Below are 21507 nucleotides of genomic sequence, written 5' to 3' on the forward strand. Positions count from 1 at the left end.
TGCCGACGGCGAATGCCATCGGCCGTAGAGAGAACTTCGATTTGAGGGCGGTAAATGAAATCGGACATAAGGCCGGACTTATCATCGGATCGTAGCCGAAGTCAGACGGCCCCCGCCGAAGCCTTACTTTCGATGAGCTCGCACAGGTTTTCGATCCCGAACGGAGTGAATGCGATGACGCTGTCGTTGCCGGGGCCGTAGACCCAGATCACGCCATCTTCGGGCTCCATATCGATGGCGAGATCAAAGATCCGATCGACGGTTTCGCCCAGTTCGGCTGCAACGCGGTCGATGGTCTTGACGGAATGGATCTTGTTCAACTGCATGGTCATGCCGCCTCAGCGAGGGGTCGGGTTTTCCAGTTCCATGGTAGAAGTTCATGGATGCGCGAGACGGGCATCTCGGGCAGCCGGGCGAGGACATCGGCAAGCCAGGCCTGTGGGTCGATGTCGTTCATTTTGGCCGTGACGATGAGGGTATACATGGCGGCGGCCCGCTCACCGCCGCGCTCGGAACCCGCGAAGAGCCACGACTTTCTGCCCAAGGCTATCCCGCGCAGGGCGCGTTCGGCCGCATTGTTCGTCAGGCAGATGCGCCCGTCATCAAGGAATGCCGTGAAGGCTTTCCAACGGCCATCTTTCTCGAACATGTAGTTGATCGCCTTGGCCACCTTGTTGTGTCGGGACAGTTTCGCGCGCTCTTCCTGCAGCCAGTCATGAAGATTATTCACCAAGGGACGTGACAGGACCTGGCGGGCGGCAAGGCGGGCAGCGGCATCCAGCCCATGGATGTCACGTTCGATGTCGAAGATGGCGTCGATCCGTTTCACCGCTTCCAGGGCGACCGGCGAGATCTGATGGGCGGGTTTGCCCTTTCGCACGTTCCTGGCAATATCCGCCAACTCGAAGAACTTCCGGCGCGCATGCGCCCAGCACAGCGCACTGGTCACCGGCCCCGCATATCGGTCGGCGCGATAGAGGTCGTTGTATCCGCCATAGGCGTCCGCTTGCAGCACACCTTGCCATCCGGCCAGGTGCTGATTGGGATTGGTGGCCGCGCGATCACGGGAGAAGCGGAAGAACGCAGCCGGTGGCGCTCCCCCGTTCCAGGGGCGATCGTCACGGACATAGGTCCAGAACCGGGCTTTCTTCGCGCCACCCCGCGCCAGAAGTGGCACGGTCGTGTCATCGCCATGCAGGCGGTGACCGGCGCGCACATGGGTCTCGATCAAGGCATGGACTGGCTGCAACGCGACAGCGGCATGCCCGATCAGGTCAGCCAAGGTCGACAGGCTCAACTCGAGGCCTTCACGTGCGAAGCGTTCGGCCTGCCGGTTCAAAGGCTGGTGCTGACCATATTTCTCGAAGACGATCATGGCGATCAGGCTGGGCCCGGCCCATCCACGCGGGATCGCATGGAACGGCGCCGGCGGCTGACTGATCTTTTCGCAGGACCGGCAGGTGAACTTCTCGCGCACGGTCTGGATCACCTTCCACTGCCGCGGGATCACCTCCAGCGTCTCGGTGACATCCTCGCCCATCTTCACGATCCTATCCGAGCCACAGCAGGTGCAGGCGGCAGGTGCCTCGACAACAACCCGCTCGCGCGGCAGGTGCTCGGGGAACGGCTTGCGCACAGGTGGACGGCGCGTGAAGGCACGCACCGTGGTGGTGGCTTTGTCGGTTGCTTGTTCTGCGGCCAGGGCATCTTCGGTGGCCGCCGCTTCCAGTTCTTCAAGCTGCAATTCCAACTGATCGATCAGCCGGGCGCGTCGTTCTGACGAGATACCGTATTTGTCACGGCGCAGTTTGGCGATCTCGAGCTTGAGCTCCTGGATCATCGCTTCCGAGCAGGACACAACCGCACGGGTCTGTGCCAGCTCGCTTTCGGCCACATCTGCACGGGCCTCGGCGGCGGCCAGGGCAGCGCGTAATTTGGCGAGTTCGGAGGCGGCGTCAGACATGGCGGATGTCTATCACTCAAGCTCATGAAGAACCAACAAAAACAGGCCTGTAAGAGCAATTTATCCAGCCTTTGCAGGGCGTTGCGTCCAGCGTGGGTTGCGCCAGTCAATGCCTTCCAGAAGATAGCCCAACTGCGCCGCCGAGATCTGCACCGCATCACCGGACCGGCTCACCGGCCAGATGAACTTGCCCGCTTCCAAGCGTTTCAGATAAAGCGACATGCCCACGCCATCATGCCACAGGATCTTGACCAGATCGCCCTTACGGCCCCGGAAGCAGAAGATCTCACCCGCATGGGGATCGCGACCGAGACCCTCCTGCACCTGCAGCGCCAGCGTGTTCATGCCCCGCCGCATATCGGTGGTGCCGCCCGCAATCCAAACCTTCACGCCTGCCGGAAACGCGATCATTGCTCGTCCACCACCGCCAGGATCCGCGCAAGCGCTTCGGGCTCCACGCCCACCGGCACGGTGACCCGGCGCCCGTTCGGCAGGGCTATCTCAACCTGACAGCCCGGAGGCGGACAGGGATCGACTGAATTGGTCTGCCGCGCGGGCGCTTTCGTCGCGGTCACCGGCGCGAACGATACTGGGCGAGAGGATCCAAGCTCACCGTTTCGATACTGCCGCCTCCAGGTTGTCAGCAGCGCCCGGCAAATGCCATGTCTCCGCGCTGTGGCTGCCGCCTGGCGGTGGCCGATGAAGCTTTCCTCCACAATGCGCACTTTGTCATCATCCGACCAATACCGGCGGCGTTCACCATCAGCGGCGGAAAGAACTTCGATTTGAGGGCGGTTGATAAAGTCGGACATAAGGTCGGACTTACCATCGGATCGATCCCGAAATCAGACGGCCGCCGCCGGAGGCTTACCGCGGGTCACCTAACATCGCACGAAGATTCCGCCAAGGCTCCGGGCCACCTAAGAGCCCAAGGGCCACCGCCGACTGCACCAGACGCCGGAGAGCAGGCCGAGTAGTTTCCGATATCCGTCCCGCGACACCGTCCTCAAAGCTACGCCCGGTCGCCCTATCAGGTTCGGTATACGGGTCCTGGCCAATAAGGACGACTCGAACATCGGTCGGCAGCAGTCCCGTGAACGGGAGAAACAGATGTCTCGCGCCTTCAGCATCATGCAGGGGTGGGTAGGGCGCAAAAGCGCCTTCTTCGCCCTGTGCCCCAACGAGCTTATCTGCTTCCAGATTGGGGGCAATGATCGCCTCCCGCCAGTTTTCCGGGACGGTGGCCGCCCAGTCAGCCAAGGCTTGCTGCATGTCGTCGCGCAGGCTCACGTGCGTCCCTCCCAGGCGGAAACCCTATCAGTAGAATCACATTCTACTGGTACCGGAGTTTTGGATCGCAAGGTTCGAATAGAGAAGCATCATACCTAATAACTCCATAAAAATGACTTAAAGCCATTTAAAAGCCCTTATATGCTTGACAAGGACCCTAATAATCAATATATTGTTCTTATCATGCAATAAGACCTGCTTTATATTGAAAGGACTTTATATGAATGACAATTTCCAACCAGCAATCGCGGACGCCGTGAAAGCGCTTTACGAACGAGATGACAACGCCAAGAAACTGTTTGATTGGGTCGCATCGCTCCGGCGAGATGCGACAGCAACAAGCATCGAAAGAATATCTGCCAGACTAGGGATTTCCCGAAGTGCAGCCGTATCATTGGCGAAAGCCCTCGAAGAAGCGGGCTGCGGTGAGTTTATCGTAGGGCGAAGAGGCAGTTCTTCCCGCTTTGAGTGGTCGTATAGCCGCGTTAGTCTCGGACAGGTTGCCGCTGGTGAGGCGGACGAAATCGAACTGGTTTCGGACCCAATTTCAGAAACCGAAGAGGAAACCTTTAGCGCGGAAGGATTGGACGGCCCTCTGACCATACAGAAGGCGAAGTCTATGTTGGCCAAGACTCTGGGGGTTCAACCAGATCAGATTGAAATCCAGATTCGGGCTTAACTAGATCGCCCTGCGGGCATTCCATGCCCGTCCGCGCGAAGCGCCGGGCCTGTCGGCGGGTGGCCTTTCAGGTTGCCCGCCGACAGGTCACCCTAAAACCGCCTACACCCACGATCACGTCAAAACACAAAAAGGCCCCCGCCTGCTGACGGGGGCCTTGATCATTTCAGCGGTGCGAGCTGTTACTCAGCGGCCATCCGGTCGGCCCGCGCGGTGCGGTCCATGATGTAGTCCACGGCTTTCTGCGCCTCCGACGCAGCGCGGAATATCGCGCGGCTGTCTTCCTTAATCGCCTCAAGCCATCCTTCAACATAGGCCGCGCTCTGGTCGAATTCAGGCTCCAACCCGATCTGCGCGCAAAGCATGCAGTTCCCGATTTCAGCGACCAGCTCCTCGAACGCGTAAGCCTTGCGGTCGTTGAACCGGCCCAAGCGGTCCAGCCGCTTTGTTGCGCCTGTCCAGTGGGTCAGCTCATGCGCCAAGGTGCCGTAATATCCTGCGGCCCTGTGAAAAGTTGCGATCGGCGGCATGTGGATGCGGTCGGTCTTGATGTTGTAATAGGCGCGCGGCTCCTCAGTGCTGTCGATCTGCGCGCCGGTCGCGGCAAAGAACGCCTCCAACGCGGGGTCGGCCTCGGTGCCAAGATCACGGGGCGGATCAGGCAGGATATAGAATTCTGCGGGCAAGCCCTCGATCTGGTCGGCATTGAAGACGCGGTAGGCCTTGGCATAGGGGATCTGGCGCTCCTCGCCGTTCTCGTCCTCGCGCTCGACGGTGCCGTATTTCACGACCGTGGCAGATTTCTCGCCCTTGCGGACATGGCCCCCAAGCTGCTTGGCCTGATTGAACGTCATCCAGCGGGCTGAGCTGTAGTCTTTCGACATCGCTGTCGCCCAAAGCATCAGGATGTTGATGCCCCGATAGGCTTCGCCGTTGAACCGTTCCGGCAAGCTGACCGATGCCCCGCCACCGGTCCACGGCTTGCGCCAGGGCGGCGTTCCGGCCTCGATCTGCGCGATGATCTGATTGGTGACATGGAAATAAACGTCAAACTTCTCTGCGGTCATTTGTGACCCTCCTTCGAGTGACGCGGTCCGGGCCTGCTCCCCTTTCCGCCAATGGGCGGGCCTTCCTGTTCTGATCTTTGGAATGCCCATGCATTCCGAAGGGCAGAGCAGGTAAGGGCAAAGCCCGTCCTGCGGCCTGGCGGGGCCGTGACAACTGGGTGGAGGGCGTGAATTTGGGAGGGAACCGCGCGCCTGCGCGTGGGAGGAACCGGAATTCTCGACCGGAACCGACGCCAACGGCGGCGCTTGCCGGTTTTCTCGGACCTGTCGGGATGGCAGGCGGATCAACAGGATTTGGAAACTGTCAGGGTTGGGGTGAGCGGGCGTCAGCCCGTCGATCCCCTGCCCTGTCTATCGCTCAAAGCGATACCGGCGCACTGCCGGGATCACTGAACTCTATCGAGCCATATCTAACTCGATAATATACGATTGATGCCTTCGTTAGATTCAGGCACAAGACGACCATCATTGTTTCTGTTGGTATGCGCGATGAACCAGACGATTGACCTCGAACTAAACGTCACCACCGAACAAGGCCTTCGGGCACTTGCTGAGGAGGGACACACGGTCGAAGTGCTGTGCAAAGCGGATCCTGAACGCAAGGGACCAAGCTGGTACGGCCTGTGGATCATGCGGACGGTTGGGAGTGATGGGCAGGAGAAAATCCTTGTCACTGCCAGAACGCGCGTGACGCAGAATGCGATCAGGGTGCGCGAATTCAAGACGGCAACCGGCGTGATTTCATTCCTTGTTGGTGTCGGGTTCTCTCAGGCGAGCATTCCCATGAAGAATGGGGAAACGACCTCTCATCGCCTCGTCAGTGACTGAGACCTGGATCACGGTCGATGTCCCTATCCTTCTCGACCTCCTGATCCTTCTCCTGGTCGCGCTCGTCCTCAATTTCCAGCTTCTCACGCGGCTTGTTCAGCACGTCCTTAAGTCGCTCGTTCACGGACGGCTTGCGTGCCTCGCGCCCTTTGTCCTCGCCCATGTCATACTCGCTGTGACCGTCCAGCTTGTGAACCGCCGCCTGGCCATCGCGCCCGGCGTCTTTCTCCATGATCTCTTTCAGCCGCTCCCGCGCATAATTGCGGCCTTCCGGTTTTGGCATGTCGTCCTGATCCCGCGACCGGCCCACGACGCGCGCGAGCCGATCCCGGAAGTCATCCGGGTTTCGGTCGCGGTCGCGATCTTTTGCAGTTGCAGCCCTGAGCGCCGCCAGACCGGCAGAAACGCGACCCTGCCCCGCCTCGCGCTCGATGCCGTAGGTTTCTCGCGCGATATCCAGCCGCTCACGCATTTCGCGGAAGGCGGCGCGCGCCTGGCGGGCGGCATGGACCACGGCCCCGCGCTCGGTGACCGGGACGTATTCCCGGCCCTGGCGCTCAGCCACAGCTTTCGCGCGCCGCTCCATGGAATTGGCCGCTGGCCCCAGCTTCAGCTCGGGGTCGCGGTCCAGCTCCTCGGCCGTCAGCTTGTCGCCACGATCCAGCGCCGTCTCGCGTTGCTTCTCAAGCGACCGGTGATCGACGCGCTCGACTTCCCCGACACGCTCCAGCGCGCGGTTCTGCAACTCGGCCCAGAGGCCACGCATTTGCTCGATCTCGACGCCGCCGGTCTTCGCGGAATCGAGCACACGGGTTTTGGTGGTGAAGCCCCCGGCTTCCAGCTTGCGGGTGGAGGTCAGAACATGGGCATGGTGGTTGCGCTGATCGCCTTCGCGGTGGGGCGCATGGATCGCCACATCGACGGCCACGCCGTAGCGGCTGACCAGCTCCTGGGCGAAGTCGCGGGTGATCTGCGACCGGGCCTCGGCGCTGATCTCGGAGGGCAGGGCCAGCTCCCACTCGCGGGCGGTGACAGAGTTGCGGCGGGTCTCGCTGGCCTCGGCTTCGTTCCAGAGGCGGGACCGGTCCGAGGCCCAGTCCGGGGCGTCCTTTGGTGCAAGGATGAAGGTCTCCTCGATACCCTGCTTGCGGGTGTAATCGTGGATGCGACCTTCCCGCTGGCACTCGATGCGCTCCCCGACACGGTAGGCCGCTGCCGCCGTGGCGGAGCGCCCGGCGCTGCGTTTGATCGTCTTCACGGAGAGGTGGTAGCTGGCCATGCGCCCTCCCCTCGCCTGTGATGCAAACGCGCCCACGCGCCGGAGCTGATCCGTGCCGGTGCCCTGACATTGGCAATCGGATCAGCCGTCTTTTCTCCGCAAAAGTGCGCCCGGAACCGGCGCGGTCCGAGGGGAAAGGACAGCCCGCTTGAGGCGAGCCAACGGCTCTCCGACGCGCGGGCTTGCCAGTGATCTGCCCCCAGATCCCCAGCCTCATGGGGGGCGGAATATGGGGGCAGATCACTGGCGGTTTGCCGAGGGCAAACCCGGTTCGTGTCGGCACCGTCAGGTCCGACCACACGAACCTCCCCCAAGGGAGACGCCAGCGGCAGACCGGCCCCCTCCGTGGGGCATCGGGCGAGATGCTGGCGCGACCTTGCGGGACGCGATCCAACCGCTGAGGTTGGGCTAGGATGGTTTGGAAGGGGCTGCGCGCCCTTCCATGTCGCGGCGGCACGCAGCGAAGGGGATGGCCATCGGCCGGGGCTTTGCCCCAGAGAGATCGCACGCAAAGCTCGGAACCATAGGTGAAGAGTTTGCATAAGTGCGCCCTTGTCCTTTACAGGCCTACGGGTAAGCGCTATCGGTTGATCTGGCAAGAACAACTTCAACCACAAGAATGTTTGGTGGCGAGGGTAGAGATTTGGCAGAAACAGAACTTGAGCGCGCCGAGAAACGATATGCCCAAGCCAAGGCCCGGCTCCAAGCGCTGAAGAACAGGGAAAGTACCAGACAGCGCAAACTCGACACGCGGCGCAAGGTGATCCTGGGTGGTGCGCTCCTCGATCTGGCAGAGCGGGATTCCGGGGCTGCCGCGATGCTCGACCGGCTGATCCGCAACCTGCCCCGCGAACAGGATCGCAAGGCGTTCGCCGACTGGGGGATGCCCACCGGGTCGCCCTCGCCTGCCCCGTCCAGCTCTGATCCGGAAACGCCGTCCTGATGCGGGGCGTGATGCTTGTCTTCGGAGGGCTATTCCGGTTCTTCGGTCGATTGATCTTCATGCCCATCCTGTTGGGCTGGATGATCGGCGCTGTCCTGTTCGGCACGATGATCGGGGCGCTCGTCGCCACGCCCTTCGTCTTCGCCTTCTTCGACCAGCCACCCGGCGAAAGCGCATGGCAGTGGCTGGTCTTCGGCCCGTTCATTTTTGTCGGTGGCATCTTCGGGTTCCAGTACTGGCGCATGGCCTCCGGCGCGGACGCCTTCTTCGGACTGACGGGTGACAGCCACGGCTCAGCCCGCTTCGCCAACCGCAAGGAGCTGAAGAAGCTCCAGCGGGAAGACGGCCTTCTGATCGGGCGCAACCCGCACACCGGACGGCTGCTACGCTATGACGGTCCCGCCCATCTGATCACCCTCGCCCCGACGCGGGCAGGGAAAGGCGTCGGCACCGTGATCCCCAACCTGCTGGCGGCGGAGCGCTCGGTTCTGGTCATCGACCCCAAGGGCGAAAATGCCCGGATCGCCGGGGAAGCCCGGCGGCGGTTCGGAACGGTCCATGTCCTCGATCCATTTGAGGTCTCCGGGATGCCGTCTGCTGCCTACAACCCACTCGACCGGCTGACACCGGACAGCCTTGATCTGGGCGAGGATGCGGCCTCCCTGACAGAGGCACTTGTGATGGACCCGCCGGGACAGGTGACGGAGGCGCACTGGAACGAGGAGGCCAAGGCCATCCTCGGCGGGCTGATCATGTTCTGCGTCTGCCATGAGGACCGCGACCGCCGGACCCTCGCCACCGTCCGGGAATATCTCACCCTGCCACCGGAAAAGCTGCGCGCGCTGCTGGAACTGATGCAGGACAGCGATGCGGCGGGCGGGCTGATTGCCCGCGCCGCCAACCGCTTCCTTGGTAAGGCGGATCGGGAAGCCGCCTCGGTGCTATCCAACGCACAGCGCCACACCCATTTCCTCGACAGCCCGCGTATCGCCAAAGTCCTGTCGCGGTCGGATTTCCACTTCTCCGATCTGCGCCACCGGATCGCTTCGGTGTTTCTGGTGCTGCCACCGAACCGGATGGACGCTTACAGCCGCTGGCTGCGCCTTCTGGTGTCTCAGGCCCTTCAGGACATCGCACGGGACGCTGAGGCGTCCGTGAGGCCCCTGAGTGGCCCTGCTGGCGCTCTGGGGGACACACAGCGCCTCAAGACGCCCACGCTGTTTCTCTTGGACGAGTTTGCCGCCCTGGGCCGTCTGGAGGCCGTGGAGCGCGCCATGGGGCTGATGGCGGGCTACGGGCTACAGCTCTGGCCAATCCTGCAGGACATGAGCCAGCTCAAGGACCTCTACGGCGAACGCGCGGGCACCTTCATTGCCAATGCCGGGGTGCAGCAGGTCTTCGGAGTGAATGATTTTGAGACAGCCAAGTGGCTGAGCCAGATGATCGGCCAGGAAACTGCCGGGTTCCAGACCGACAGCTTCAAGCCGGGGGACGGCCCCAGCTTCAGCAACAACCTCACGGGCCGCGATCTGCTCACCCCCGATGAAATCATGCAGCTCCGCCCGGAGAACCAGCTTCTCCGCGTGCAGGGGCAAGCCACCGCCGTCGCGCAAAAGCTGCGCTATTACGCCGATCCCGAGTTCAAGGGGCTGTTTGTCCCGCAGGACCAGTAATCCGAAGGACGCCTCCCGATGCCAGACCAACCCGACCTCCCTGCCCTCTCCGACGATGATTTGCGCGAAACGCTCGATCTCATGGCAACGGCTGTCGCCAGCATGTCCGACAGGATCGACGATCTGACCGCCGTGGCGGACAAGCAGATCAAGGTCGCGACGGAAGCGCGGATCGCGGCCTTCGCCGCACGGGACCAGACCAATCCGAAAAAATACGGGGATCTTCTGGGCCAGACCCTCGACAGCCACCTTGGCGCAACCGCAGACGCAATGACAGAGATTGTCAGACGCCTTGGCGTCCAGACAGACAAGACCATCGGGGCCTTGGCCAAATCGGAAGATGACAGGTCCACAGCCTATCGAGCGGTGTTCGAACGAGAACAGAAAGCGGATCGCCTCAAAAGCCGCCTGCCCTAGTTTGGTCTGGGTGCATTGGTTGTGGCCTTGGTGCTGACGGTGACGCTTTCTCGTTTCTTAGCCAGCAACGCATCCACATGCGCTGTCCTTGGGGCTTCCTGGACCACGACAACCACGGGCGTCGATGCTTGTGTGTTTTATGTTGAGTGAAAGGGATGATTCTCGGATCGGTTGAAGTTGTTGCGACTTCGGCGATGGATCGGGATCAGCCGTCTTGTGTTAAATATGAGTTAATATATGTGTTACGTACTTTTTGTGGTCATATTTTAGCTTTGCAAACAATACGATAGCTTAAGCTTCGGTGTGTGGTAACACGTTAAAGGGTGTGCAATAACACGAAATACGGTGTGTAGTAGCACGTTTCTGCTTGCCGGTGTGTGTTAGCACGAAAGAACTTGACTCGGTGTGCAATAACACGAATTTTGGGCTTATGGTGGGTAATAACACGAAAGTACGGTCCCCTCTTCTTCCGGACCGAATGCAGCAAGGCGATTTCTTCGTCTGCGATATCTTTGATGCTGCGCCTAAGGGCGATATGGCTTCAATGGAGCATCCCGTGTTTTCGATTTCGACAAAACCTGACAAGAACATTCGTCGATATGAGAATGGTGACGTGTTTGTCGAAGTTGTTCCTTCGGTAAAGGGACTAGCAACCGTCTATGACCGTGACATCCTGATCTTCTGCATTTCTCAAGTGATTGCGGCTTTGAATGATGGTCGAGAGGTCAATCAAACGATACGTTTCAAGGCGTTTGACCTACTTACCTCAACGAATAGAGGCACTGACGGGCGCGGCTATGAGCAGCTTAGAGCTGCATTTGAACGACTTTCCGGGACTCGCATTGCCACAAACATCACTACGGCAGACACGGAAGTGCTAGACGGCTTCGGCCTGATCGACCGCTACCGTATCGTTCGGGAAACCCGAGATGGCCGAATGCAGGAAATTGAAGTCAAGCTGTCGGACTGGGTGTTCAATGCCATCAACGCTCGTGAGGTTCTTACGCTCAGCCGGAACTATTTCCGGCTTCGAAAGCCGTTGGAACGCCGTCTTTATGAGATTGCGCGTAAGCACTGTGGATATAAGCAGCGTTGGGCAATCGGCCTGACTAAGCTCAAAGACAAATGCGGCTCTTACTCAACGGACAAAGAGTTCAAACGCCTTATTTCTAAGATCGTTGCGGAGGATGTCGCTCACGACCATATCCCAGACTACAGCCTTCGTCTTGAGGGTACTCAGGCCGTATTCTATTCCCGTGGCTCGGTCCCTACCCCACAAGAAGACGTGTTTGAGGGACGGCTTGAACCAGATGCGTATGATGCTGCGCGGGAAGCTGCTCCTGGCTGGGATACTCGGCATCTGGAGCATGAGTGGCGTCGTTGGTGTGGCAGAGAAGAGATAGAGCCAAAACACCCGACTAAGCACTACATCAAATTTTGTGAAAGCTGGTTTGAGAAAAGAGGCCGCCCATAATTGGATTTAATACCGGTAATGGAAATAAAACCGGTAATGTATTTAATACCGGTAACAGAAATAATACGGGTACATGAAAAATAACTGGTGTTGAATTTAAAACCGGTTGCGGATACGTTACCGGTAAGAGAAATAATGCAGGTCAGTTAAATGCCGGTCATCGTAATGGCGAGCCCCAAGGGCGGAGTTGGAAAGTCTACTTGTGCCGTTCTCCTGGCATCAGAGTTCGCTCGAATGGGTGCTGATGTGACTGCCTTGGATTGTGACCCGAACAAGTCCCTTACACGTTGGGCATCCCACGGATTGCCCAAGGGCGTCACACTTCACAGTGATGTGGGCCGGTCTGAGATCGTGACTACAATCAAGAATGCGGACGGGGACGGCAAAATTGTGATCGTCGACCTTGAAGGTGTAGCTTCACAATTGGTCAGCCGCGCGATTTCGCAGGCTGACTTGGTAATCGTACCTATGCAGCCGACAGCGTTGGATGCTGAGATCGGATCGGAGGCCTTAGCGCTTGTTCGCGAAGAGGAAGAAGCTCTGAGCCGAACCATCAGGCACGCAGTAGTTCTGACCAAGACAAGCGCGGCGGTTAAGAGCCGGGTACAAAAAGAACTCGAAAACCAATTGCGCGGGGCAGGGATCGACATGATCGAACCGTCTCTAGTAGCTCGTGCGGCGTTCTCGGAACTTTTTGCCTATGGCGGTGATCTTACATCGATGTTGAACAACCCTGAAATTGTGACCGGCGGCAAGGTGGACAAGGCTTTGTTGAACGCCACAGCATTTACGGAGGCAGTTTATGAGCGGCTCAAATAGATTAGCAGGGTTAACGGCACGGCCCAAGGATACAGGGCCAGCAGAAGTTCGTAAGGTTGATGAAGTGGGTGAGGCTCGGGGCTTCGTAGATCGCACCCCGCGAAAGAAGCCAGGGCGGAAGCCAAGTCCAAGGACTTATCAATTGCACCCGAAGGTATTCCCTAAGGTAGGAGAGGCGATAGCCGCAGAAGCTGAGCGCCTTGGCATCACACAAGGTCAGTTGGTTGAACAGATTTGGGAGCATTACGAGGCTACTCGATAGCGTAGACTTGCCCAAGTTTTCACAATGTTCTTGTGTTTAGGGAGCCTTCACATCACAGTGTCAGAAAAATACCCAGCTAACTTATGTCAGGGGCACTGAGCAAGATGACCGAATTCGAAATGCTTATGCAGCAGAGTGGCTGGAGCGTACCAGAGGCTGCCAAAGTCCTGGGTTATTCCGAAGGACATGTCTATCGCTGGAAGCGCGGTGAAGAAGCCCCGCGTGACGGCGTTATGACACTGCTCAAGATGCAAGTGGACACTCGAAAACCCGTCCAAGGCAACACGGACTTCAGCTTCATCGATCTCTTTGCTGGAATTGGTGGTCTCCGCAAAGCGATGGAGAGTGCCGGTGGTCGTTGTGTATTTACTTCGGAATGGGACCGTTTCGCACAATCGACCTACCATGCCAACTTCCCTGATAACCGGCCCATCGAAGGCGACATCCGCGAGATCGAAGCCGCTGACATTCCGGACCACGATGTGCTCGTTGCCGGGTTTCCCTGCCAGCCGTTCTCCATTGCGGGTGTGTCTAAGAAGAACGCACTCGGCCGTCTGCATGGTTTCGATGACGAAACGCAAGGCACGCTGTTCTTCGACGTGCTGCGCGTCCTGATGCATCACCGGCCTGCCGCCTTCCTGCTGGAGAACGTGAAGAACCTCAAAAGCCATGACAAGGGCCGGACCTTCGATGTGATTAAGCGCAAGCTGACCGAGGAACTGGGCTACACGCTGCACACCCGGATCATCGATGCGGCCAACTTCGTGCCGCAGCACCGGGAGCGGATCGTCATGGTTGGGTTCCGGGAGAAAACCGGCTTCGATTTTGATGATGTCATTCTGCCCGGCCGGAAGGGCAGGGGGATGCGCGATATCCTGCACCCAGAGAATGGGACCGAAGCGCCGGAGGGACATTTCACCGTGGGGCCGGATGCAGAGGTCAGCAGCAAATACACGCTGTCGGACAAACTCTGGAATTACCTGCAAGGCTACGCGGCCAAGCATAAGGCCAAGGGCAACGGCTTCGGCTTCGGGCTTGTGGATGGCGACAGCATATCGCGGACGTTGTCGGCGCGGTACTACAAGGACGGCTCGGAGATCCTCGTGAGCCGGGGCGCGGGCAACAACCCGCGCCGCCTGACACCACGGGAATGCGCCCGCCTGATGGGGTATAACGACAGCTTCCGGATCCCTGTCTCCGATACGCAGGCCTACAAGCAGTTTGGTAACTCTGTGGCCGTGCCGGTTTTCGCCGAAGTGGCGCGGGTGATGCGGCCGCATATTACCGAACTGATCAAGGCTCAGCCCCTGAAACGCGTTGGCTGACGTTCACGACCGGGCAACCCGCAGCCGCAACATGGCGGCGATCCGGGGGGGGGACACACGTCCGGAGATGACCATCCGCAAGGCCCTGCATGTGCGGGGCTTCCGGTACAGACTCCACGTGAAAGAGCTGCCCGGGCAACCCGATCTGATCCTGCCAAAGTACAATGCTGCGATCTTCGTCCACGGGTGCTTCTGGCATGGCCATGATTGTCCGCTGTTCCGGTGGCCAAAAACCCGCGAAGACTTCTGGCGGGACAAGATCGGCCGCAACCAGACGCGGGACGCGGATGTGCGCCGCCAGCTTGGAGTGGACGGATGGCGCGTGGCCGTGGTCTGGGAATGTGCGCTGAAGGGCAGGGGCCGTCTGCCACTGGCCCATGTGATTGACTCCCTCTCCGCATGGCTGTCCTCTGATGCGAAAGAATTAAGCATTGAAGGCCAATGGATTGACGAACCCACTCAATAGACTGCTCGACCAGATGGCCTCTCATGGCGCTATCAGATTCTACGCAAAGCGCCTCGCCCCGAATGACAACTCGAAGAACCAAGTCTACCTTGGCGGCGGTTTCGGTGCGCTGAACGTCATCCCCCACGGCGAGATCGAAGACGACGGCAGCATCCTAGCCGGATCGGTGCGGGACCGCGCCAAGGCAAAGGTGAACTTCTTCTGGCTAGATGTGCAGGGGCTGGCGCAGGCACCGAACGCGCAGCTAATCCTTTACCCGAAATACCCGGAGGTCAGAATGTCCGGCTTTCTGCGGGGCGCTGAGCGCGCACCAAAGAATCTGATGCGGTCCAGAGACGAGGGCAGGGTGCTGTTCTTCGGCATCAGTCCCGACGGCCGTGTGATCGGCCATGTGGTGGCACACAATGATCCCGTTGCGGTGGCGTTTGACGCAGTTGCGGACGCGCTGCCTCTGTCGGGCGTGTTCGTCGATCTGGAAACCGTGCGGCAGGGCGGCACCGATCCGAAGCAGGCCCTGCTGGCGGCCCTGCGCCGCATTCACGGCAAAGGCTGGATACCGTCGCAGAAGATGGGCAGGGCAGGGGTGCCTGAGCCCTACAGCGCCCGTAATGGCGGCGGCTACACGCTGGAAGCGGAGCTGGGCATCTCGCCCAACGGCTACGCTGAACCAGATTTCATGGGATGGGAGGTCAAACAGTACGGGGTACGTGATTTTACAAAATTTACGGCCAAGAGCCCGGTTACGCTGATGACACCCGAGCCGACAGGTGGGGTCTACCGAGATAAGGGTGTGGAAGTTTTCCTGCGTCGGTTTGGCTATGCTGACAAAGCCGGGAAGGCAGGCCGGATCAACTTCGGTGGCGTCTATGCAAATGACAGAGATTTCCATGCGGAAACGAATTTAGCATTACGTATGACCGGCTTTGATCCTGCATCCGGCAAGATCACGGATGTGGATGGAGCGATTGTACTCGTTGCTCGTGACGACACGATTGCTGCTTCGTGGGGGTTCAAGGGAATCATGGCACATTGGAACCGCAAACACGCCAAGGCGGCTTATGTGCCGTCTCTGATGCGTGCTCCTCCCCCAGAGTATAGTTATGGGCCGGTTGTCGAAATGAACCAAGGGACTGATGTGCTTCTCTTGCTGGGTGCGTTTGCGAGAGGGGCCGTGTATTATGACCCTGGTATCAAAATGGAGAATGCCGATACTGGTAAGCCAGTAACTAAGCGGCGCAGTCAGTTTCGGATCAGGCATAACCTTCTTTCTTGCCTCTACTCAGAGACATCGATCACCAATCTTCTCGGCAATTAAGTTTGACTGGGATGTGCTTGGAATAGACCAGTATCGCAAAGCCCTGAACAGGGCGTGGTCAAAAATTCAGCTTGCTTGGTAATAAATGAAGCCGTTCGGCGTCACACTCTTGAGCATTCATCTCCTAATCATTGAGGCAGTGATGTCTCGACCTCTCGTGCAGCACAGCGCTCACGAAAACCTATGGAGAATATTATGTTGAACGAAACTGACACCTCGAATGCCGACGAGAATGATCTGACTTGGGCAGCGGATGCGCCAAAGGGCGGTAGAACCGTGATGAACCGAGTCCTGAAGGATGGTGCAAACGTCCCACTCTTTTTCGCCCAAACTCTAGTTTCATCCCTTCGTGACCAAGGATACAATGACACAACCTCAGCACTTTGTGAGCACGTCGATAATTCGATCCAAGCAAACGCGACCGAGGTGCGGATATACTTTCGCCAAACTGGAAAGCCAGGCTCGTACAGGACGGATGTTGCCGTCCTAGATGACGGACGTGGCATGGCACCAAACGTATTGAAGGTGGCTATGGCCTTCGGTGGGTCCATGAATTTTAATAATCGTTCGGGCATCGGGCGTTTTGGCATGGGTATGAAGACAGCCGCACTGAGTATGAGCCCATTGGTTGAGTTCTACTCGTGGCAAGAGCCTCGAGCTTTTTACAACATCGCACTTGATGTGGAAGCAATTGGCCGGGAACGCTCCAACGCTGTGCTCTTGCCCGATCCCGAGCTGCTCGATGAACTACCAGATGATGTTGCAGACATGATCCAGAAGCCGATGTCCGTTCCAAAAGATCGAAACCAACAAGAGTTACTGGCCGATCTGAAAGGTGATCTAGACGAAGCTCTAGGGCGTTCGGGCACCATTGTCTTCATGCCAAGCTGTGATCGTCTGAGCTACGCGAAGGCAAATACGCTTGTGGATCACGCAACAAAAGAGATGGCGCGTGTCTATCGTCGGGCAATCGGAGACGGACTTCGGCTCTTTATCAACAACAGGCGTGTTACAGCATTTGATCCGACGTACTCGATGGCCAACGCCCGACATCGGCAGTTCCTAGAAGATACGGACGCCAAAGGCAGCAAACTTGTTACCGCCAAGCTGATTGATGTGCCGATCCACGACAACAAAGACAGCGAGACGGCACAGATAAAAATCAGCCTCTTCAAGCTACCCATCGAGGAATGGTATCATCTGCCTACGAAGACCCTGCGAAACGACCTGCATGTTTTTAACGGTCAGACAGTCTCAATTCTCAGGAATGGCAGAGAACTGTTTGCGGATCGGATGCCGGAACTCACAACTCGTCATTCAATTACACATTGGTTTCGAGTCCAGATCGATTTTCCAGGTGAGCTGGATGAGGCATTTGGTGTCGCTGCGAATAAGCAAGGTGTTCGCCCAAAGGGTTACGTCAAGGATGCCATCAAGAGAGGAATTGGTGATGACATCAGTACTGTCATTAGTGAGATTAGGCGTTTTCAGAGCGCACAGCGCACAAACGCAGAGGCTTCAAAGCCTTCCGCCAGCGAGAACAAGGCTACAGCGGCCGATCCGCATCAAAGCCGATCTTTTTCACTGAGCGCAGAAGAAGAACAGCAACTAGAGGACAATCTTAGAACGCTGGCAATCTCACTGAAACGCGCGAACGAGACTGATGAGGACGCATTTCAACGGGTAAAGTCATCTAGGTACCTCATTCAATATGTCCATGATGAATACTGGCCATTTTATCGCGCTGAGCATCGGTTTGGACGCGTGATCCTCTCCATCAATACAGCTCACCCGTTTTTCTCAGAACTCTATGACCCTATCCGAAAGTTGGATGGCAGCGAGGGCCTCGAAGCTGACGAGAACAATGGTGCTAAGCATGTGCGTGAACAGACTGGGCCGCTGGTGGCGCTTGAGCTGCTACTACTTTCCCTTGCTCGTACACAATCAGCACTTTCATTGGAAAATGAGGATGCACAACGAACGTTAGAAACGCTTCAGCGAGAGTGGTCCGAAACTCTTCGAATCCAACTTACTGCGTAAAAAAACGACGGTGGCGGTCACAATAGATCGCCGCCGTCTCCTTATAGTTGAGTAGACTCTGTTTTTCTGATATAGTTCAACTCACAAGACTGAACCAACGATGGTGAACGTCGCAAATACAGCACAGCGTCTGTAATTGCGAAACCCCCTTCGAACGTCAGTTTTTCAAACCTTGCGATACCACACGGATCGCACAAACAATGAGGTACTAACCATGAAGGACCAACAGGTCTATTGGGCAGAGTATGCCCGCGCTCAAGATGAGCTAAAAAATTCCACAACAATTAATGACCGTCACTGGGGGCTAGAAGCCGCTCTCAGTAATACGTTGGCAGATATTGAATCTGGAGAACACATTGATCGTTCGGATACCGAGCGTCGCATTCAATCTGGCGCTCGCAAGAACCGTCATCGCGCACGTCTGCTTCGTCTTCAGCCACTTACGTGGCAGTCAGACACCCTAGACCCAACTGCCAACTATGAAACATGTTCGGAACTTGTTTTCTTGTGCGCCGCGATGGGTGATGCCGACTACAATTTGATGAAGAACGTGGCTGCTGGTGCAACCTATGGCGAGCTTGCAGGCAAAATGAACGCTGAAACTTCCGCGATAAGAAAACGCGTTTCACGCATCCGCATGAGCGCGCGTAACTTATTACCTCAATAGTAGCGATATGGGATCTGAGCGTTGTCAAAGCACTTAGGCCCCATACTATACACTGCCTGCTCGAACTAACCGCGCCTTGCTCTAGCGATTTCATTCGTAGTGACCAAGCCCGGAAAACTCGTTCAGAATATTCGTTTAATCAGCTGATTTTTAAGGGTAAATTATGTCTCTCGAAAAACTACAACAAAAATTCCCTCCCACAGAAAACAAACAAGTTTTGGTCACGGAAGTGACCCGTATGACCGGGGGTCAGGTCTGCGTTGCCGGACTCGACATCCATTCTGGTGTAATGGTTCGCCCCCTTCAGCCGAGCGGCCACAACTGGCCCGAGGAAAAATGGGTCGGAGGTGGGTACCTTGTTGTTGGAAATGTCATTTCTTTGGCTGCTGCTAAGGCTGGAAATTCGAGCTACCCTCATGCCAGCGAAGATTTCCGTGTGGCGAGAGTAGGTAAACAAGGAGAGGCCTCAGCTGCCGAGCTGTATGCTGCATGTGCTGAAACGTCCGATCAGTCCCTAGAAGATATTTTTGGTGGCAACTTAGTAGAGGGGAAATATGCCTTGGCGGATAGCGAATGTCGGTCACTAGGAAGCATCTCAATCCGCGCTCAAAAACTAAGGGCCACCACGTTCTATGGGAAAACACAGGTTTCTTATCAGGACAGATGGAAAACATGGCATAATTTGCCTGTAACTGAGCTTCAGACGAAGAACAAAGGGGACGCAGACGCAGGAACACAGTCGCTTTCTGCCAGACTGACAAGTGCAGGTTGGCAAGATGTTATCTTGAGGTTAGGTCTGGCTCGGTCATGGGATGGTGGAGATCAAGGGTTTGATCCCAAACGGTGCTACCTGCAGCTCAACGGCATCATTCTACCAAACTAAGGGTTCATTTTCGTGGGGCAGATTTTTACAATTGGATATTCTGGGCAAGAAGTCGAAGGATTTGTGAAATTGCTCTCACAGAACGGCGTGGACGTCGTCTGCGACGTGAGATCAACACCATATTCTCACTACAAGCCAGATTTCTCCCGTGGACCACTTCGAAAACACCTAAATGCAGCTAACATCAAATACGCATTTTTTGGCGACCAGCTTGGCGCCCGCCCAAAGGACCGAAGCTGTTATGCTTCTGGACAGGCTACGTATGATCGGATTGCACAAACCGACTTTTTCAATGATGGTTTGGATCGCCTCCGATTAGGTGCGCAAAAATTGAATCTAGCCTTGGTCTGTTCAGAAAAAGACCCCATAGAGTGCCATCGCGCAGTCCTTGTATGCTACAATTTGCCGGACCTGCGTGAGGACATCTCACATATCCACACGGACGGAAGAGTAGAGAATCAAGCTCAGTTTGAGCAGCGTCTTGTTCAATTTCATGGACTGACCCCACCTCCTTTACTTCAGCGACCCGGGGATTGGGACAAGGCAGTTGTTGAGGCATATAGTAAGCAAGCAGCCGGGATCGCTTATCGTGAACGCTGATGGGAGAACGGAAAACCTATGAAAATATTTACGATTGGGTTCACGAAGAGCACTGCTAAAGATTTTTTTGGCCGACTGAACACGGCGGGCGTTAAACACGTATACGACACTCGCTTAAATCGAACCTCCCAGCTTTCGGGGTTTGCTAAGCAAAAGGATCTAGATTTCTTTCTTTCGCAGATTGGCGGGATCAACTATTCTGTGGACGCGCTTCTGGCTCCGACTGCAGATATATTGTCAGCATTCAGAAAAAATGAAATTGGCTGGGGAGAATATGAGCGCCGCTACTTGGAGCTTCTTTCTTCCAGAAGGGTTGAACAGCATTTTGACATGGATCAAATGCACGAAGGCTGCCTTTTGTGCAGCGAAGCGACTCCCGAACATTGTCACCGTCGGCTCGCGGCCAACTACCTCGCGCAAGCCAGAACGGACGTTGAGATAGTGCATCTCTAGTCATAAGTAAGTGTAGTGTAACGTGGTCAACCCGCTTACTTGATGGCCCTCGGAATAAAATACTAGTCTTGAATTATGCGACTAAGGCTGCTTCCAAGTCAGCAAGTCCATTTGGTTATCAGCAGGCGAATTGGCTATCTCCCCGCATACTTTTCGATACGCCCTTGTCATGAGCACTGGAGCCTGTGGGTGATCGCTCGCATGAATAAGGTGAAAGGCGACTTTCGTGCCGTTTTCCTTCAACAGAATTGGATAAATGTTCACATAGCCATAGCCTAATTCTTTCGTGAATCGGTCAGCAAACACCAAGGGCAGACTACTTTGCTGCACTTCAATGAGGCCTCGCCAGTCTGAACGTCCCCACCATTTTTCGATCTCCTGAAATTTCTCGGGCCGTGAGGCGCTCTTCAAGGAACGCATGGACCAACTCGTCCCAAGAAAATACATGATCTCGATCTTTTTTCGCTTGAACTGTGCAAGCTTCTGGACGGTCTCCCAGTGGCATTCCATATTACGCTGATCAAGAAACGCGAACGTAGCAGCTGTCGGTTTGATCCGTCTCGAAGCGAGAATATCATCAACCGTTTGATTAAAATCACCCTCCATAACAGACACATGTCTGAATCGTGGCTGTCGATTGTGATCCTTCTTCAAGGTGCGGAGCTGCTCAGCGCCACTAGGGTCGAGTTCACATAACCAAAACCGCCGCAGTCGCTTGGGCTCCAGTTCCAGCACGCGCCGCGCTGTCCATGCTTCAGGATGGTTACGGCTTTGGGGAGCGGCAAAGCCGTCGATAAATAACCCGCCCTTGGTCACGAGCTGGAACCGTTCGATATACTCGGCGATCAATTTCGATTTGGAGTTTGTCTGATTTGGTGGCGGTAGCTGCTTATCAAAACCACGACTGGACACCGCCAATACCGAAGGATGGCGTGGCTGCGGATTTCAAAAATACCGGACAGCGATTACGCTAATTCCCGGACAGCCGTTTCAGTAATTCCCGGACAGCTCGGGCACGGCTGATCATCTGCCTGCGATCATGTTTCGGTTCGGATAGTTTCGGT

The 21507-nt window shown here is 56.9% G+C and carries 23 protein-coding genes; 15 read left to right on the plus strand and 8 right to left on the minus strand.

Features of this window, described 5'->3' with window-relative positions; all coding sequences use genetic code 11:
* Positions 1-101: 101 nt before the first annotated feature.
* Genes DQ230_RS15510 through DQ230_RS15530 form a run of 5 tightly spaced genes read right to left on the minus strand, consistent with a single transcriptional unit; the run spans position 102 to position 3253 of the window.
* The gene (locus DQ230_RS15510) at positions 102-326 is read right to left on the minus strand and encodes a hypothetical protein (protein WP_113913527.1); all 225 of its coding nucleotides are present in this window, start codon (positions 324-326) and stop codon (positions 102-104) included.
* Between the two features lie 2 nt (positions 327-328).
* Positions 329-1963: an IS66 family transposase gene (tnpC, locus tag DQ230_RS15515; protein WP_113913512.1), complete on the minus strand. Its 1635-nt coding sequence runs from the start codon at positions 1961-1963 to the stop codon at positions 329-331.
* 60 nt (positions 1964-2023) lie between these two features.
* Positions 2024-2374, minus strand: a complete 351-nt coding sequence (gene tnpB / locus DQ230_RS15520; protein ID WP_108693770.1) for an IS66 family insertion sequence element accessory protein TnpB — start codon at positions 2372-2374, stop codon at positions 2024-2026.
* Entirely contained in the window at positions 2371-2775 is a 405-nt protein-coding gene (gene tnpA, locus DQ230_RS15525; RefSeq protein WP_113913513.1) for an IS66-like element accessory protein TnpA, read from the minus strand. Before tnpA ends, tnpB begins: the two co-directional genes overlap by 4 nt.
* Positions 2776-2830: 55 nt before the next feature.
* Positions 2831-3253: a uracil-DNA glycosylase family protein gene (locus DQ230_RS15530; protein ID WP_113913514.1), complete on the minus strand. Its 423-nt coding sequence runs from the start codon at positions 3251-3253 to the stop codon at positions 2831-2833.
* 220 nt (positions 3254-3473) lie between these two features.
* Between DQ230_RS15530 and DQ230_RS15535 the strand changes: the two genes are divergently transcribed.
* Positions 3474-3932, plus strand: coding sequence for a hypothetical protein (locus tag DQ230_RS15535; RefSeq protein ID WP_113913515.1), 459 nt, complete (start codon positions 3474-3476; stop codon positions 3930-3932).
* A gap of 182 nt (positions 3933-4114) precedes the next feature.
* On the opposite strand, the gene DQ230_RS15540 is transcribed toward DQ230_RS15535, so the two are convergent.
* Positions 4115-4999, minus strand: a complete 885-nt coding sequence (locus tag DQ230_RS15540; protein ID WP_113913516.1) for an ArdC family protein — start codon at positions 4997-4999, stop codon at positions 4115-4117.
* A 489-nt stretch (positions 5000-5488) separates the two neighbouring features.
* Between DQ230_RS15540 and DQ230_RS15545 the strand changes: the two genes are divergently transcribed.
* Positions 5489-5827 carry a hypothetical protein gene (locus DQ230_RS15545; RefSeq protein ID WP_065334475.1) on the plus strand — a complete coding sequence of 113 codons (339 nt, stop codon included), beginning with the start codon at positions 5489-5491 and terminating at the stop codon, positions 5825-5827.
* Here the strand turns inward: DQ230_RS15545 and mobQ are convergent.
* Positions 5817-7106 carry a MobQ family relaxase gene (gene mobQ, locus DQ230_RS15550; protein WP_113913517.1) on the minus strand — a complete coding sequence of 430 codons (1290 nt, stop codon included), beginning with the start codon at positions 7104-7106 and terminating at the stop codon, positions 5817-5819. The two genes, DQ230_RS15545 and mobQ, sit on opposite strands and share 11 nt — an antisense overlap.
* 643 nt (positions 7107-7749) lie before the next feature.
* Here mobQ and DQ230_RS15560 point away from each other — a divergent pair.
* From DQ230_RS15560 to DQ230_RS15615, 13 genes are all read left to right on the plus strand, one after another.
* Positions 7750-8049 carry a mobilization protein gene (locus tag DQ230_RS15560; RefSeq protein ID WP_113913528.1) on the plus strand — a complete coding sequence of 100 codons (300 nt, stop codon included), beginning with the start codon at positions 7750-7752 and terminating at the stop codon, positions 8047-8049.
* Between the two features lie 11 nt (positions 8050-8060).
* Positions 8061-9722, plus strand: a complete 1662-nt coding sequence (locus tag DQ230_RS15565; protein WP_238987561.1) for a type IV secretory system conjugative DNA transfer family protein — start codon at positions 8061-8063, stop codon at positions 9720-9722.
* Between the two features lie 18 nt (positions 9723-9740).
* Positions 9741-10139 carry a hypothetical protein gene (locus DQ230_RS15570; protein WP_238987562.1) on the plus strand — a complete coding sequence of 133 codons (399 nt, stop codon included), beginning with the start codon at positions 9741-9743 and terminating at the stop codon, positions 10137-10139.
* A gap of 478 nt (positions 10140-10617) precedes the next feature.
* Positions 10618-11613: a replication initiator protein A gene (locus DQ230_RS15575; RefSeq protein WP_238987563.1), complete on the plus strand. Its 996-nt coding sequence runs from the start codon at positions 10618-10620 to the stop codon at positions 11611-11613.
* 150 nt (positions 11614-11763) lie between these two features.
* Positions 11764-12432 carry a ParA family protein gene (locus DQ230_RS15580; protein ID WP_102856476.1) on the plus strand — a complete coding sequence of 223 codons (669 nt, stop codon included), beginning with the start codon at positions 11764-11766 and terminating at the stop codon, positions 12430-12432.
* Between the two features lie 366 nt (positions 12433-12798).
* Positions 12799-14019 (plus strand): DNA (cytosine-5-)-methyltransferase, encoded by a 1221-nt coding sequence (dcm, locus tag DQ230_RS15590; protein ID WP_113913521.1) that lies wholly within the window; start codon positions 12799-12801, stop codon positions 14017-14019.
* A 31-nt stretch (positions 14020-14050) separates the two neighbouring features.
* Positions 14051-14485 carry a very short patch repair endonuclease gene (locus DQ230_RS15595; protein WP_338050525.1) on the plus strand — a complete coding sequence of 145 codons (435 nt, stop codon included), beginning with the start codon at positions 14051-14053 and terminating at the stop codon, positions 14483-14485.
* On the plus strand, positions 14466-15800 hold the full coding sequence (locus DQ230_RS15600; RefSeq protein WP_113913523.1) for an MvaI/BcnI family restriction endonuclease: 1335 nt from the start codon (positions 14466-14468) through the stop codon (positions 15798-15800). Before DQ230_RS15595 ends, DQ230_RS15600 begins: the two co-directional genes overlap by 20 nt.
* Positions 15801-15995: 195 nt before the next feature.
* The gene (locus DQ230_RS15605) at positions 15996-17840 is read left to right on the plus strand and encodes an ATP-binding protein (RefSeq protein ID WP_203228100.1); all 1845 of its coding nucleotides are present in this window, start codon (positions 15996-15998) and stop codon (positions 17838-17840) included.
* A 214-nt stretch (positions 17841-18054) separates the two neighbouring features.
* The gene (locus tag DQ230_RS17165; RefSeq protein ID WP_162497472.1) at positions 18055-18507 is read left to right on the plus strand and encodes a hypothetical protein; all 453 of its coding nucleotides are present in this window, start codon (positions 18055-18057) and stop codon (positions 18505-18507) included.
* Positions 18508-18670: 163 nt separating this feature from the next.
* Complete coding sequence (locus DQ230_RS17170; protein ID WP_162497473.1) at positions 18671-19390, plus strand: dual OB domain-containing protein; 720 nt, start codon at positions 18671-18673, stop codon at positions 19388-19390.
* A 12-nt stretch (positions 19391-19402) separates the two neighbouring features.
* Entirely contained in the window at positions 19403-19990 is a 588-nt protein-coding gene (locus DQ230_RS15610; protein ID WP_162497474.1) for a DUF488 domain-containing protein, read from the plus strand.
* 18 nt (positions 19991-20008) lie between these two features.
* The gene (locus tag DQ230_RS15615) at positions 20009-20443 is read left to right on the plus strand and encodes a DUF488 domain-containing protein (protein ID WP_113913525.1); all 435 of its coding nucleotides are present in this window, start codon (positions 20009-20011) and stop codon (positions 20441-20443) included.
* A gap of 81 nt (positions 20444-20524) precedes the next feature.
* Here DQ230_RS15615 and tcmP read toward each other — a convergent pair whose 3' ends face one another.
* Entirely contained in the window at positions 20525-21355 is an 831-nt protein-coding gene (tcmP, locus tag DQ230_RS15620; RefSeq protein ID WP_203228101.1) for a three-Cys-motif partner protein TcmP, read from the minus strand.
* Between the last annotated feature and the right edge of the window lie 152 nt (positions 21356-21507).

This window comes from Roseovarius dicentrarchi (assembly GCF_003316635.1).
GTDB lineage: Bacteria > Pseudomonadota > Alphaproteobacteria > Rhodobacterales > Rhodobacteraceae > Roseovarius > Roseovarius dicentrarchi.